The organism is Amycolatopsis tolypomycina, from assembly GCF_900105945.1.
GTDB lineage: Bacteria > Actinomycetota > Actinomycetes > Mycobacteriales > Pseudonocardiaceae > Amycolatopsis > Amycolatopsis tolypomycina.
The window spans coordinates 3,847,304-3,862,592 of the sequence record NZ_FNSO01000004.1 but is presented as its reverse complement, the minus strand read 5'-3'; the positions used below and the strand labels follow the sequence as shown (position 1 = coordinate 3,862,592).

General features: G+C 70.0%; 10 protein-coding genes. All 10 read left to right on the top strand.

Annotated elements, in window-relative coordinates:
• Positions 1–72 precede the first annotated feature (72 nt).
• The 10 genes from BLW76_RS27545 to mmsB all read left to right on the top strand — a co-directional run bounded on the left by BLW76_RS27545 (position 73) and on the right by mmsB (position 15,282).
• Positions 73–1,578 (top strand): sugar ABC transporter ATP-binding protein, encoded by a 1,506-nt coding sequence (locus tag BLW76_RS27545; RefSeq protein ID WP_167385016.1) that lies wholly within the window; start codon positions 73–75, stop codon positions 1,576–1,578.
• Between the two features lie 17 nt (positions 1,579–1,595).
• Positions 1,596–2,630, top strand: coding sequence for an ABC transporter permease (locus BLW76_RS27540; RefSeq protein ID WP_208613395.1), 1,035 nt, complete (start codon positions 1,596–1,598; stop codon positions 2,628–2,630).
• Complete coding sequence (yjfF, locus tag BLW76_RS27535) at positions 2,627–3,610, top strand: galactofuranose ABC transporter, permease protein YjfF (RefSeq protein ID WP_091312530.1); 984 nt, start codon at positions 2,627–2,629, stop codon at positions 3,608–3,610. The genes BLW76_RS27540 and yjfF overlap by 4 nt, the downstream gene beginning before the upstream one ends.
• Positions 3,611–3,668: 58 nt before the next feature.
• A complete protein-coding gene (locus BLW76_RS27530; RefSeq protein ID WP_091312527.1) occupies positions 3,669–7,484 on the top strand; it encodes a LamG-like jellyroll fold domain-containing protein in 3,816 nt (1,271 codons plus the stop codon).
• A gap of 70 nt (positions 7,485–7,554) precedes the next feature.
• Positions 7,555–9,192 (top strand): ribulokinase, encoded by a 1,638-nt coding sequence (gene araB / locus BLW76_RS27525; protein WP_091312524.1) that lies wholly within the window; start codon positions 7,555–7,557, stop codon positions 9,190–9,192.
• Positions 9,192–9,869, top strand: coding sequence for an L-ribulose-5-phosphate 4-epimerase (locus BLW76_RS27520; protein WP_091312523.1), 678 nt, complete (start codon positions 9,192–9,194; stop codon positions 9,867–9,869). Before araB ends, BLW76_RS27520 begins: the two co-directional genes overlap by 1 nt.
• Positions 9,870–9,889: 20 nt before the next feature.
• Positions 9,890–11,389, top strand: a complete 1,500-nt coding sequence (gene araA / locus BLW76_RS27515) for an L-arabinose isomerase (protein ID WP_091312520.1) — start codon at positions 9,890–9,892, stop codon at positions 11,387–11,389.
• A 52-nt stretch (positions 11,390–11,441) separates the two neighbouring features.
• Positions 11,442–12,548 (top strand): multiple monosaccharide ABC transporter substrate-binding protein, encoded by a 1,107-nt coding sequence (gene chvE, locus BLW76_RS27510; RefSeq protein WP_091312519.1) that lies wholly within the window; start codon positions 11,442–11,444, stop codon positions 12,546–12,548.
• Positions 12,545–14,065 carry a multiple monosaccharide ABC transporter ATP-binding protein gene (gene mmsA, locus BLW76_RS27505; protein WP_091312516.1) on the top strand — a complete coding sequence of 507 codons (1,521 nt, stop codon included), beginning with the start codon at positions 12,545–12,547 and terminating at the stop codon, positions 14,063–14,065. The genes chvE and mmsA overlap by 4 nt, the downstream gene beginning before the upstream one ends.
• Positions 14,062–15,282, top strand: coding sequence for a multiple monosaccharide ABC transporter permease (gene mmsB, locus BLW76_RS27500; RefSeq protein ID WP_091312513.1), 1,221 nt, complete (start codon positions 14,062–14,064; stop codon positions 15,280–15,282). Before mmsA ends, mmsB begins: the two co-directional genes overlap by 4 nt.
• Positions 15,283–15,289 lie beyond the last annotated feature (7 nt).

Below are 15,289 nucleotides of genomic sequence, written 5' to 3'. Positions count from 1 at the left end.
GTTCTAACCCGCCTTACCACTCACGCCCCCCGGCCTCCACCCCGGAGCACACCAATGCCTGAACCGCAGCCCATGGTGCGGATGAGCGGTATCCGCAAGGAGTTCCCCGGCGTCCTCGCCCTGGACGGGGTCGCCTTCCGGATGTACCCCGGCGAAGTCCACGCCCTGATGGGCGAGAACGGCGCCGGCAAGTCCACCCTCATCAAGGTGCTGACCGGGGTGTACGGGGTGGACGCGGGCACGATCGAGCTGGGCGGCGGCGAAGTCGCCTTCAGCGGGCCCGGCGAGGCCCAGCAGGCCGGCATCAGCACGGTCTACCAGGAAGTCAACCTCTGCCCGAACCTGTCCGTGGCGGAGAACGTCTGCCTCGGCCGCGAACCCCGCCGCTTCGGCCGCATCCAGTGGGGCCCGATGCGGAAGCGCGCCGAGGAACTCCTGGCCCGGCTGGACGTCCACGTCGACGTCTCGGCCGAGCTCTCCACCTGCTCCATCGCGGTGCAGCAGCTGGTCGCGATCGCCCGCGCGCTCGACGTCGACGCGCGGGTGCTCGTCCTCGACGAACCGACGTCCAGTTTGGACGCCGGCGAGGTCGAGCAGCTGCTGAAGGTCGTCCGGTCCCTGCGCGAAAGCGGTATGGCGATCCTGTTCGTGTCCCACTTCATCGACCAGGTCTTCGCCATCGCCGACCGGATGACCGTGCTGCGCAACGGAAAACTGATCGGCGAGTACCGCACCGCGGACATCACGCCGGTCGAGCTCGTCACCAAGATGATCGGCAAGGAGCTCCAGGTCCTCGAGGACCTGGAGGACTCCGGCCCCACCCGGGCCGAGGTCGCCGGCGCGCCGGTGCTGCTGGCCGCCGAAGGCCTCGGCCGCAAGGGCGGCGTCGCGCCCTTCGACCTCACCGTCCACGCCGGCGAGGTCGTCGGGCTCGCCGGCCTCCTCGGCTCCGGCCGCACCGAGCTCGCCCGGCTGCTCTTCGGCGCCGACCACGCCGACAGCGGCACCGTGCAGGTCGACGGCGACACGACGTCGCTGCGCACCCCTCGGGCCGGTCTGGACCACAAGATCGCGTTCCTCTCGGAGAACCGCAAGGCCGAAGGCCTGGTCGAGGAACTGACCGTCCGCGAGAACATCGTGCTCGCGCTGCAGGCCTCCCGGGGCTGGGCGCGGCCGCTGTCGCGCCGCCGCCAGGACGAAATCGCCGAGAAGTACGTCAAGGCGCTCGACATCCGGCCCGCCAACCCCGAAGCGCTGGTGGGCAACCTCTCCGGCGGCAACCAGCAGAAGGTCCTGCTGGCCCGCTGGCTCATCACCGAACCGCGGCTGCTGATCCTCGACGAGCCCACGCGCGGCATCGACATCGGCGCCAAGACGGAGATCCAGAAGCTGGTCACCCAGCTCTCGGGCGAAGGAATGGCCGTCGTGTACATCTCCGCCGAACTGGAAGAGGTCCTGCGGCTGAGCCACCGCGTCGTCGTGCTGCGCGACCGCAAGGTCGTGGCGGTGCGGGACAACAACCAGGCGCTCACCGCGGACGACGTCATGGCCACGATGGCCGAGGGGGTGCAGGCGTGACTACCGCCTTGAAAAGCATGACCAAACAGCGGCTCTTCTGGCCCGTCGTGGCGCTGCTGGTGCTGCTGCTGGGCGACCTGATCGCGAGCCCGTCGTTCTTCAAGATCGAGCTCCGCGACGGGCACCTCTACGGGAACGTCATCGACATCCTGAAGAACGGCGCCCCGCTGATCCTCATCGCGATCGGCATGACGCTGGTGATCGCCACCCGCGGCATCGACCTCTCGGTCGGCGCCGTGGTCGCGATCAGCGGCGCGCTCGCCTGCCTGTGGATCAGCGACAACCCCGACGGCGTCGGCACCACGCTGGTCGCCTTCGGCCTGGCGCTCGGCCTCTCGCTCGTGCTCGGCGTGTGGAACGGCTGGCTGGTCGCGGCACTGGGCATCCAGCCGATCATCGCGACCCTGATCCTCATGGTCGCCGGCCGCGGCATCGCGCAGCTGATCAGCGACGGGCAGATCATCACCGTCAACTCCCACTCGTTCGAGTGGATCGGCAGCGGGTACCTGTTCACCCTGCCCAGCGCCATCCTCATCGCGCTGGCCGTGTTCGTGATCGCCTCGGTGCTCGTCCGCCGCTCCGCGCTCGGCCTGCTCGTCGAGGCCGTCGGCGGCAACCCCGAAGCCAGCAGGCTGGCCGGGCTCCGCTCGGCGCGGCTGACCTGGCTCGTCTACGTCTTCTGCGCGCTGTGCGCCGGCATCGCCGGGCTGATGATCAGCGCGAACGTGCACAGCGCCGACGCCAACCACGCCGGCCTGTTCATCGAGCTCGACGCGATCCTCGCGGTCGTCGTCGGCGGCACCCAGCTGACCGGCGGCCGGTTCTCCCTCGGCGGCTCGGTGATCGGCGCGCTGCTCATCCAGACGCTCACCACCACCGTCAACGCCCTCGGCATCCCGCCGGAGTCGATCATGCTCTTCAAGGCCATCGTCGTGCTGGTGGTGTGCCTGCTGCTCTCGCCCGCGTTCCGCCGCAAGTTCCGGCGGCGCGGAGCCCGCCCGGTCACCCCGGCGCCCACACCCGCTCCGGAGAAGGTGGAGGTCACCGCATGACCACCCTCGCCCGTGTCAAGGGCTACCGGCCGCAGCAGCGGCACGTGCCGATCCTCGCGACGCTGGCGCTGCTGATCGCCGCGTACGTCTTCGGCGCGGTCCAGTACGAGGCCTTCGGTTCCGGCCAGGTCATCCTCGACCTGTTCATCAACAACGCGTTCCTGCTCGTGGTCGCCGTCGGCATGACGTTCGTGATCCTCACCGGCGGCATCGACCTGTCCGTCGGGTCGGTGGTCGCGCTGTCCACCGTGGTCTCCGGCGACCTGCTGCAGAAGCACGGCTGGCCGGCGTGGGCGGCGATCGTGGTGGTGCTGCTGATCGGGGCGCTGCTCGGGGCCGGGATGGGCGCGCTGATCCACTTCTTCGAGATCCAGCCGTTCATCGCGACGCTGATCGGGATGTTCTTCGCCCGCGGCCTCTGCTACACGATCACCACCGAGGCGTACTCGATCGACAACGCCACGATCGCCACGCTGGCCCAGACGCAGATCCCGCTCGGGCCCGAGCTGCACATCTCGATCAGCGTGGTGGTGGCCCTGGTGGTCGTCGCCGTCGCGGCCTACGTCCTGGTCTTCACCCGGTTCGGGCGCACGGTCTACTCGATCGGCGGCAACGCGCAGTCCGCGATGCTGATGGGCCTCAAGACCGGCCGCACCAAGATCGCCGTGTACACGATCAGCGGCGTCTGCTCGGCCCTCGGCGGGCTGCTGCTGGTGCTCTACAAGTCCTCGGGCGACCCGCTCAACGGCGTCGGCCTGGAGCTGACCGCGATCGCCGCGGTCGTCATCGGCGGCACGATCCTGACCGGTGGTTCCGGGTACGTCCTCGGCACCGTGCTCGGGATCATGGTGCTCGGCATCATCCAGACCCTGATCACCTTCGACGGCACGCTCAACTCCTGGTGGACCTCGATCATCACCGGGGCCCTCCTGTTCGTCTTCATCGTCCTGCAACGCCTCGTCACCCGACGAACCCGCTAGCGCGGAAGGGCACTTTCACGTGAAAGTGCCCCCTTCCGATCACACTCAAGGGAGAGTCATGCTCGGCAGACTGCGGCGGCCCATGGCCGTGCTCGCGGCCCTGACGCTGTTCTCGGCGCTGCCGGTGACGGCCGCCGCGGCGGACCCCGAGCCGGGCCTGGCCGGGCACTGGACGTTCGACGACGGCAGCGGGACGACCGCCGCCGACACCGCGGGCAGCCACCCCGCGACGCTGACCGGCGGCGCGGGCTGGGGCCCGGGCATCCGCGGCGGGGCACTGACGACCGACGGGGTCAACGGCTTCGCCGACGCCGGTGCGCCGGTGCTCGACACGACGAAGAGCTTCTCGGTGAGCAGCTGGGTGAAGCTGGACAAGACGTCCGGCTTCCAGACGTTCGTCAGCGTCGACGGCACCCAGGTGAGCAACTTCTTCCTGCAGTTCCGCGACGACTCCCGCCGGTTCGCCTTCACCCGGCTGGCCGGGGACTCGCCGGCCGACGGCGTCGTCGCGGGCGCGAACTTCGACCCCGTCGCCGGCCAGTGGTACCAGCTGACCGGCGTGTACGACGCGGCCGCGTCGACGCTGTCGCTCTACGTCGACGGCACCCGCCAGACGACCGTCGCCGCGCCCACGGCGTGGGCGGGCACCGGGCACCTGGTGATCGGCCGCGGCAAGTACGGCGGCAACCCGGTGGACTTCGTCGACGGCACGATCGACGACGTCCGCGCCTACTCGGGTGCCGTGACGGCCGCCGACGCGGCCCGCCTGGCCATCGCCGGGCACTGGGGCCTGGACGAGGGCACCGGCACCACGACCGCCGACGACTCGCTCGACGCGCGCACCGGCACTCTCACCGGTGGCGCGGCCTGGGGCGACGGCGTCGTCGGCGCGCACGGCGTCACGCTGAACGGCACCGACGCCGCGGTCGACGTCCCGGCGCCGGTCGTGGACACCGCGCAGAGCTTCACGGTCGCGGCGTGGGTCAAGCCCACCGCGGCCGGCGGCTTCCGCACCGCGGTGAGCGTCGACGGCAGCACCATCAGCGGCTTCTACCTCCAGCGCGCGGCCGACGGCCGGTTCGCCTTCACACGCCGCGCGGGCGACGGCGACACCGCTTCATCCTCAGCGGTGTCGACGTTGCCCGCGCAGGCCGGCCAGTGGCAGCACCTGGTCGGTGTCTACAACCGGGCGGCCGGCACGCTTTCCCTGTACGTCAACGGAACCCTGCAGCAGAGCGTCCCGTTCACGACGCCGTGGACCGCTTCCGGGCACCTGGAGATCGGGCGCGGCAAGTGGGCGGGCGCCCCGGCCGACTGGTTCGCCGGCGGCGTCGACGACGTCCGCGCGTACCCGACGCCGCTGACCGGCTCCGCGGTCGCCGCGCTGGCCGCCAGCGGTTCGTGGCACTTCGACGAAGGTACCGGCACGGTGGCCCGCGACTCGTCGGCGAACGCGGCCGACGGCACGCTCAAGGGCGCCACCTGGACCACCGGCGCGGCCGGCAAGGCCGTCCAGCTCGACGGCAAGTCCACTGTGGACATGGGCAGCTCGCCCGCCTTCGACACCGGCACCGGCTCGCTCTCGCTGGCCGCCTGGTTCCGCACCACCGCGGCCGGCACGCTGGTCGACCACGGTGACGGCTACGCGCTCGGCGTCACCGGCGGCAAGCTCACCGCCCGCGTCGGCCCGATCCAGGTGACCACGAACGGCGGCGGCCTCGCCGACGGCAACTGGCACCACGCCGCGCTCGTCCTCGACCGCGCCGCCCAGCGGCTCACCGTCTACGCCGACGGTGACGCCTCCGCGGTCACCAGCACCTGCGGGACGCCCACCGGCACGACCCTCGACGTCTCCGCCTGCCCGGCCTCGGGCACCGCCGCGGCGCCGTTCACCGTCGGCGCCGGGTTCACCGGCGCCGTCGACGAGGTCGAGCTGCGCCGCTTCCCGCTGACCGCCGCGCAGATCGGCGCACTGGCCGGAGCCAACCAGCTCGCGGTCGACGCCAACGTCGTCCGCGCCAACACCCGGCCGACGACCTACGGCTCGATCCTCGAGGACATCAGCCACTCGGTCGAAGGCGGCCTGTACGCCGAACTGGTGCGCAACCGCACCTTCAAGGAGGGCTACCAGCCCGGCAGCGGCGCGGGCAACACGCCGGTGCCGTACTGGTCGCTGGTCACCTCGGCGGGCGCGGCCGGCACCTACGCGGTCGACACCGCGAATCCGCTGAACACCGCGCTCGACCGCTCGCTCAAGCTGCACGCGGACACCGTCCCGGCCGCCGGCCGAGTTGCCGCCGCGAACGTCGGCTTCTACGGTATCGCCGCGAAGCCGTCCACCAAGTACACCGGCAGCTTCTTCGCGAAGGGCAGCTGGAAGGGCGCGGTGCGGATCAGCCTGGAGAAGCCGGACGGCACGGTTCTGGCGAGCAAGGACGTCCAGCCGGTCGGGGACGCGTGGACGCAGCAGACGTTCAGCTTCACCACGCCGTCGACGATCACGAACTCCACCGACAACCGGATCGTCGTCTCCCTGGTCAACAAGGGCAAGACGGCGCTGAGCGGGGACGCCTGGTTCCAGCAGGTGTCGCTGTTCCCGCCGACCTTCAAGAACCGGCCCAACGGCGTCCGCGCCGACCTCGGGCAGAAGCTCGCGGCGATGAAGCTCGGCCTGTTCCGCGTCCCGGGCGGCAACTACCTCGAGGGCAACACCCTCGACACGCGGTTCGAGTGGAAGAAGACCATCGGCAAGCTGGAGGACCGCCCCGGCCACCAGAACACCGCGTGGGGCTACTGGTCCACCGACGGCTTCGGCATCCTCGACTACCTCAAGCTGGCCGAGGACATCGGCGCCCAGCCGCTGCTCGGGCTGTTCGCCGGCTACACCCTCAACGGCCAGCACGTCAGCCAGGCCGACTACCCGCAGTACATCGAGGAAGCCCTCGACGAGATCGAGTACGCCATCGGCGACACCTCGACGACGTGGGGCGCGAAGCGGGCCGCCGACGGGCACCCGGCGCCGTTCGACCTGCGCTACGTCGAGGTCGGCAACGAGGACTGGTTCGACACCTCGGGCAGCTACGCCTGGCGCTTCACCGACATGTTCAACGCGATCAAGGCGAAGTACCCGCAGCTGACCGTCGTCGCGACGACCGGCGGCCTGCAGGGCGGGGCCGCGTCGAGCACGTCGACCGGGGTGCGCCCGGACGCCGCGGACGACCACTACTACCAGTCGCCGCAGTGGTTCACCGACAACTCGACCCGCTACGACACCGCGGACCGCTCCGGCCCGGAGATCCTCGTCGGCGAGTACGGCGCCCAGGACGGCAGGCCCACCGGCACCCTGGCCGCCGCCATCGGCGAGGCCGCGTTCCTCACCGGGCTGGAACGCAACAGCGACATCGTCATCGGCTCGATGTACGCGCCGGTGCTGGTGCACGAAAACCAGTCCAACTGGCCGGTCAACCTGATCGGCCTCGACGCCGGCAGCAGCTACGGTTCGCCGTCGTACTGGGTGCAGCAGATGTTCTCCAGCACCCTCGGCAAGCAGATCGTCACCAGCCGCCTCAACCAGGGCAGCCCCCTGCGGCAGGTGGTCAACGTGACCACGAAGAGCGGAAGGAAGACCTTCACGGTCAAACTCGTCAACCCGACTTCGCAGGTGCAGACCACCCGGCTGTCGCTCACCGGCGTCACCGCCGTCGACGGCACCGGCACGCTCACCACGCTCACCGGCGACCCGGCGGGGCGCAACACCCTCGCCACGCCGACCGCCATCGTGCCGCAGACCAGGGAGATCACCGGCCTGGCCGCGACGTCGAAGCTGACGTTGCCTGCCAACTCGGTGACGACACTGGTCCTCACCGGCCGCTAAGACCCCGGGACGCGGCGCGTTCACCGCCGCCCGCGCCGCGTCCCGGTCACCAACCAGGAGGGAAGACACCGTGGGAGAACCACTCACCGTCGGCGTCGACTTCGGCACCCTGTCCGGCCGCGCGGTGGTCGTGCGCGTGGCCGACGGGGCCGAACTCGGCTCCGGCGTCTTCGAGTACCCGCACGGGGTGCTCGACGAGACGCTGCCCGCCACGGGCCGCGCGCTGCCGCCGGAATGGGCGCTGCAGGTGCCGGCGGACTACGTCGGCGTGCTGCGCAACGCCGTCCCGGCGGCCCTGCGGGACGCCGGCGTCGACGCGGCGGACGTCGTCGGGATCGCCACCGACTTCACCGCGTGCACGATGGTGCCGACGACCGCGGACGGGACGCCGCTGTGCGAACTGCCCGAGTTCGAAGGCAACCCGCACGCGTACGTGAAGCTCTGGAAGCACCACTCGGCGCAGCCGCAGGCCGTGCGGATCAACGAGCTGGCCCGCACCCGCGGCGAGAAGTGGCTCCCGCGCTACGGCGGCCTGATCTCCTCGGAGTGGGAGTTCGCCAAGGGCCTCGAGCTGTTCGAAGAGGCGCCCGAGGTCTACGCCGCGATGCGGCACTGGGTGGAGGCGGCCGACTGGATCGTCTGGCAGCTCACCGGGACCTACGTCCGCAACGCCTGCACCGCCGGCTACAAGGGGATCCTGCAGGACGGCCAGTACCCGAGCCGCGACTTCCTCCGCGAGCTCGCCCCCGGCTTCGAGGACTTCGTCGCCGACAAGCTGGAGCACCCGCTGGGCCAGCTGGGCTCCCGCGCGGGTTCGCTGACCGCCGAGGCCGCGGCCTGGACCGGGCTGCCCGAGGGCATCGCGGTCGCCGTCGGCAACGTCGACGCGCACGTCACCGCCCCCGCCGCGCAGGCCGTCGAGCCCGGGCAGATGGTGGCGATCATGGGCACCTCGACCTGCCACGTGATGAACGGCGCCGAGCTGCACGAGGTTCCCGGCATGTGCGGCGTCGTCGAAGGCGGCATCGTGGCCGGGCTCTGGGGGTACGAGGCAGGCCAGAGCGGCGTCGGCGACATCTTCGGCTGGTTCGTCGAGCACGGCGTCCCGGGGGCCTACGAAGGGCACGAGCACCTCACCCGGCTCGCCGCCCAGCAGGAGATCGGCGAACACGGCCTGATCGCCCTGGACTGGCACAGCGGCAACCGGTCGGTGCTGGTCGACCACGAGCTCTCCGGCGTGATCGTCGGGCAGACGCTCGCCACCCGCGCCCAGGACGTCTACCGCGCGCTGCTGGAGGCCACCGCCTTCGGCACCCGGAAGATCATCGAGACGTTCAACGCCGCCGGTGTCCCGGTCACCGAGCTGATCATCGCGGGCGGCCTGACGAAGAACGCGCTGCTCATGCAGATCTACGCCGACGTCACCAACCTCCCGCTGTCGGTGATCGGCTCGGCGCAGGGACCGGCGCTCGGCTCGGCCATCCACGCGGCCGTCGCCGCCGGCGCCCACGCGGACATCCGCGCGGCCGCCGCCGCGATGGGCTCGGTCGAACGGGCGGTGTACCGTCCGGTGCCCGCGCACGTCGCCGCCTACGACGAGCTGTACGCCGAGTACACCGAGCTGCACGACTACTTCGGTCGTGGCGGCAACGATGTCATGCACCGGCTGGCCGCCCGCAAGCGCGCCGTCGCGAAAGGACAGTCCTGATGTCCCTGACCGGTGAAGTGCTCGACACCGTCGCCCAGCTGCGCGAGACGGTGGCGAAGCTGCACGGCGAGCTGACCCGCAACGAGCTGGTCATCTGGACCGCGGGCAACGTCTCGGCCCGCGTCCCGGACCGCGACCTGATGGTCATCAAGCCCTCGGGCGTGTCCTACGACGAGCTGACGGCGGACCGGATGGTGGTCACCGACCTGCACGGCGAGCTCGTCGAAGGCGACTTCGCGCCGTCGTCCGACACCGCCGCGCACGCCTACGTCTACCGGCACATGCCGGAGATCGGCGGCGTCGTGCACACCCACTCGACCTACGCCACGGCGTGGGCAGCCCGCGGCGAGCCGATCCCGTGCGTGCTGACGATGATCGCCGACGAGTTCGGCGGCGAGATCCCGATCGGGCCGTTCGCCCTCATCGGCGACGACTCCATCGGCCGCGGCATCGTCGAAACGCTTCGCTCGAGCCGGTCGCCCGCGGTGCTGATGCGCAACCACGGCCCGTTCACCGTCGGCCGCACCGCGCGTGACGCGGTCAAGGCCGCGGTGATGGTCGAGGACGTGGCCCGCACCGTCCACAAGGCCTTCGAGCTCGGCACGCCCGAACCGCTGCCGCCCGAGGACGTCGACCGGCTCTACGCCCGGTACCAGAACGTCTACGGCCAGCACTGAAACTCTTCTCAAGGAGAACGATGACCCGCGCGTCGAAACCCCAAGTCTGGTTCCTCACCGGCAGCCAGGGCCTCTACGGCGAGGAGACCCTGGAGCAGGTGGCCGGCCAGTCCCTGCAGATCCAGCAGCTGCTGGCCGCCTCCGGCGGGCTGCCCGCCGAGATCGTCGGCAAGCCGGTGCTGACCGAGGCCGCCGCCATCCGCCGGGTGCTGCAGGAAGCGAACGCGGACGCCGACTGCGTCGGCGTCATCGCGTGGATGCACACCTTCTCACCCGCGAAGATGTGGATCACCGGCCTGGACGCCCTGCGCAAGCCGCTGCTGCACCTGCACACCCAGCTCAACGAAGCCCTGCCGTGGTCGACCATCGACATGGACTTCATGAACCTCAACCAGGCCGCGCACGGCGACCGCGAGTTCGGGTTCATCCAGACCCGCCTCGGCGTCCCGCGCAAGACCGTCGCCGGCCACGTGTCCGACCCGGCCGTCGTGGCGCGGATCGACGCGTGGGCGCGCGCCGCGATCGGCGCCGACCACCTGCGCAACCTGCGGCTGGCCCGGTTCGGCGACAACATGCGCGACGTCGCCGTCACCGAAGGCGACAAGGTCGAGGCCGAACTGCGGTTCGGTGTCTCGGTCAACACCTACGGCGTCAACGACCTCGTCGAGCTCGTCGACGCCGTGTCGGATGTGGACGACCTGGTCGCCGCCTACGCCGCGGACTACGACGTGGTGCCGGACCTGGCGGCCGGGGGAGCGCGGCACGAGTCGCTGCGCTACGCGGCCCGGATCGAAGCCGGCATGCGGAAGTTCCTCGCCGACGGCGGCTTCGGCGCGTTCACCACGAACTTCGAGGACCTGGGCGGGCTCCGCCAGCTGCCCGGCCTCGCGGTGCAGCGCCTGATGGCCGACGGCTACGGCTTCGGCGGCGAGGGCGACTGGAAGACCTCGGCGCTGCTCGCCGCGGTCAAGGCGATGGGCGTCGGCAAGGCCGCCGGCACGTCCTTCATGGAGGACTACACCTACCACTTCGGACCGGGCAAGCCGAAGATCCTCGGCGCGCACATGCTCGAGGTCTGCCCGAGCATCGCCGCCGCCAAGCCGTCCTGCGAGATCCACGCGCTGGGCATCGGCGGCCGCGAGGACCCGGTCCGGCTCGTGTTCGACGCCGCCCCCGGGCCCGGCGTCGTCCTCGGCCTGGTCGACCTCGGCGACCGGTTCCGCCTGGTGGCCAACGAGATCGACGTCGTCGCGCCGGACGAGCCGCTGCCGAACCTGCCGGTCGCGCGGGCGGTCTGGGAGCCGGCGCCGTCGCTGTCGACGTCGGCGGAGTCCTGGATCACCGCGGGCGGCCCGCACCACACCGTGCTGACCCAGGCGGTGAGCACGGAGACCCTTCGCGACTTCGCGAACCTGCTCGGTGTAGAACTGCTCGTCATCGACTCCGGCACGACCCCGCACGACTTCGCCGACCGCATCCGCTGGAACCAGGCCTACCACCGGCTCGCCCAGGGTTTCTGACCGGGCACTTTCACGTGAAAGTGCCCGGTTGTTGAGAAAGGAAGAAAGAACGATGAAGTTCACCAGAGGAATCGCGGCGGTCGCCGCCGCGGGGCTCGCGCTCACGCTGTCGGCGTGCGGCTCCAGCCAGAAGACCGCGGACCAGACCGCGGCGCCCGGCGCCGCGAGCGCCGCGGGTGCCCTGGTCGGCGTCACCATGCCGACGAAGTCGTCGGAGCGGTGGATCCACGACGGCGACAACATCAAGGCCGCCCTGGAGAAGCTCGGCTACAAGGTCGACCTCCAGTACGCCGAGAACGACATCCCCACCCAGGTGAACCAGATCGAGAACCAGATCACCAAGGGCGCCAAGGTCCTGGTCATCGCCTCGATCGACGGCACCGCGATCACCACCCAGCTGCAGGAAGCGGCCGACAAGAAGATCCCGGTCATCGCCTACGACCGGCTGATCCGCAACTCGCCGAACGTCGACTACTACGCCACCTTCGACAACTTCAAGGTCGGCGTCGAGCAGGCGAACTCGCTGGTCAAGGGCCTGGGTGACGGCCCGGGACCGTTCAACATCGAGCTGTTCGCCGGTTCCCCGGACGACAACAACGCGACCTTCTTCTTCAACGGCGCGATGTCGGTGCTCAAGCCCCTGATGGACAGCGGCAAGCTGGTCGTCAAGAGCGGCCAGACCGACTTCGCCCGCGCGGCCATCCTCCGCTGGGACCCGGCCACCGCGCAGCGCCGCATGGAGGACCTGCTCACCAAGACCTACACCGGTGGCGCCAAGGTCCAGGGCGTGCTCTCGCCGTACGACGGCCTGTCCATCGGCATCCTGTCGGCGCTGAAGAGCAACGGCTACGGCACCGCCGGCCAGCCGTACCCGATCGTCACCGGGCAGGACGCCGAGGTCGCCTCGGTCAAGTCCATCATCGCCGGTGAGCAGTACTCGACGATCTTCAAGGACACCCGCAAGCTCGCCGACACCACCGTCCAGATGGCCGACGCGGTCCTCAAGGGTGGCAAGCCCGAGGTCAACAACACCAAGGACTACGACAACGGCAAGAAGGTCGTCCCGTCGTTCCTGCTGCAGCCGGTCACCGTGGACAAGACGAACTACCAGAAGGAACTCGTCGACTCGGGCTACTACACGGCAGGTCAGCTGAAATGACCGAACTGCTCGGCATGCGCGGGATCACCAAGACCTTCCCCGGGGTCAAGGCGCTGTCGGACGTCAATCTTTCCGTGCGCCGCGGGGAAATCCACGCGATCTGCGGGGAGAACGGCGCCGGGAAGTCCACCCTGATGAAGGTGCTCTCGGGCGTCTACCCGCACGGGAGCTACGACGGCGAGATCACCTTCGACGGGCAGCGGTGCGAGTTCGGGTCGGTGCGCGACAGCGAACGGCGCGGGATCGTGATCATCCACCAGGAACTCGCGCTGTGCGGCCAGTTGTCGATCGCGGAGAACATCTTCCTCGGCAACGAGCAGGCCAAGCGCGGCTGGATCGACTGGAACCGCACCAACCACGAGGCCGGCGCGCTGCTCAAGCGCGTCGGCCTCGCCGAAAACCCCACCCGGGCGGTGCAGGAGCTCGGTGTCGGCAAGCAGCAGCTCGTCGAGATCGCGAAGGCACTGTCCAAAGAGGTCAAGCTGCTCATCCTCGACGAGCCCACCGCGGCGCTCAACGACGACGACTCGGCCCACCTGCTCGAGCTGCTGCGCGGGCTGCGGGACGAGGGCGTCACGTGCGTGATCATTTCGCACAAGCTCGGCGAGGTGACGGCGATCGCCGACAACGTCACGATCCTGCGTGACGGCAAGACGATCGAGACCCTGGAAGCGGCGGGGCTGACGGAAGAGCGCATCATCACCGGCATGGTCGGCCGCGACCTCGAGCACCGGTTCCCGCTGCGGGAGCCGGAGATCGGCGAAGAGGTGCTGCGGATCGAGGACTGGACCGTGCACAGCCCGACCCAGGCCGGCCGGGTCGTCGTCGACCGCGCGTCGCTTTCGCTGCGGCGCGGGGAGATCGTCGGCCTGGCCGGGCTGATGGGCGCGGGCCGCACCGAGCTCGCGATGAGCGTGTTCGGCCGGTCGTGGGGCAAGGACATCTCCGGCCGGATCATCAAGCACGGCAAGGAGATCGAGATCCGGTCGGTGCAGGACGCCGTCCGGCACGGGATCGCCTACGCCACCGAGGACCGGAAGCGCTACGGGCTCAACCTGATCGAGGACATCCAGCGCAACGTGTCCGCGGCCGGGCTGGGCAAGCTGGCCAAGCGCGGCTGGGTCAACGAGCACGCCGAGCACGACACGGCCAACCGCTACCGCCGCGACCTGCGGATCAAGGCGCCGAGCGTGCAGAGCGTGACCGGCAAGCTCTCCGGCGGCAACCAGCAGAAGGTCGTGCTGGCCAAGTGGATCTTCACCGATCCGGACGTGCTGATCCTGGACGAACCGACCCGCGGCATCGACGTGGGCGCGAAGTTCGAGATCTACACGATCATCAACGAGCTGGCCGCCCAGGGGAAGGCCGTCCTGGTCATCTCCTCCGAGCTGCCGGAGCTGCTCGGGCTCTGCGACCGGATCTACGCGCTGTCGGCGGGCCGGATCACCGGCGAGGCCCAGCGCGAAGAAGCCACTCAGGAACTGCTGATGCAGTACATGACTAAGGAACGGGAATGACCACGACCGAAGCGCGGCCCGCCGTGCCCCCGGTTGAGCGCTCCAAGCGGAGGATCTCGATCAACCCGCGCCAGAGCGGCATCTACGTCGCGTTCGCGCTGATCGTGGTGCTGTTCGAGGTGCTCACCGGCGGCGCGCTGCTGGAACCGCAGAACATCTCCAACATCATCGTGCAGAACAGCTACGTGCTGATCCTCGCGATCGGGATGATCCTGGTGATCATCTCCGGGCACATCGACCTGTCCGCGGGCTCGGTCGTCGCGATGACCGGTGCGGTGTCGGCGGTGCTGATGGTGAACTCGCACATGCCGTGGTTCTGGGCGGTGCTGATCACCCTCGTCGTGGGCGCGGTGATCGGGGCGTGGCAGGGCTACTGGGTCGCCTACTTCGGCATCCCGGCGTTCATCGTGACGCTCGCCGGCATGCTGGCGTTCCGCGCGCTGACCCTGACGGTCCTGGGCAACCAGGGCATCGGCCCGTTCCCGGACGCGATCCGCACGCTGTCGAACGGCTTCACCGACGGCTACCTGGGCAACATCGGCCTCGGACCGCTCGGCGGCGCCGACCTGGTGTCGCTGCTGGCCGGCGTGGCCGCGGTGGCCGGGATCGTGTTCACGCAGTGGCGCAAGCGGATGGGCCGGCTCGGCTACGGCCAGGACGTCGACCCGTTCCCGATCTTCGTGCTGAAGCTGGCCGGGATCGCGGTGCTGGTGCTGGCGCTGGTCGTGCAGCTGGCGCGGTTCAAGAACCTGCCGTGGGTGCTCATCCTGCTGACGGTGCTGGTGCTCGGCTACTCGCTGGTGGCGGGCAAGTCGGTGTTCGGGCGGCACATCTACGCCGTCGGCGGCAACCTGCAGGCCGCGACGCTCTCGGGCGTCAAGGTCAAGCAGGTGACGTTCTGGATCTTCGTCAACATGGGCGTGCTGGCCGCGCTGGCGGGGATCATCTTCGCCGGCCGCCTCAACCAGGCGGGCCCGACGGCCGGGATCAACTTCGAGCTCGACGCCATCGCGGCGGCGTTCATCGGCGGCGCGGCCGTCCAGGGCGGCGTCGGCAAGGTGGTCGGCGCGATCACCGGTGGCCTGATCATGGCGGTGATCAACAACGGCATGTCGCTGATCGGCGCGCCGAGCGAGCGGGTCATGCTGGTCAAGGGTGTCGTGCTGCTGGCCGCGGTGGCCTACGACATCTGGACGAAGCGCCGCGCGGCTTCCTGAGTCCGCT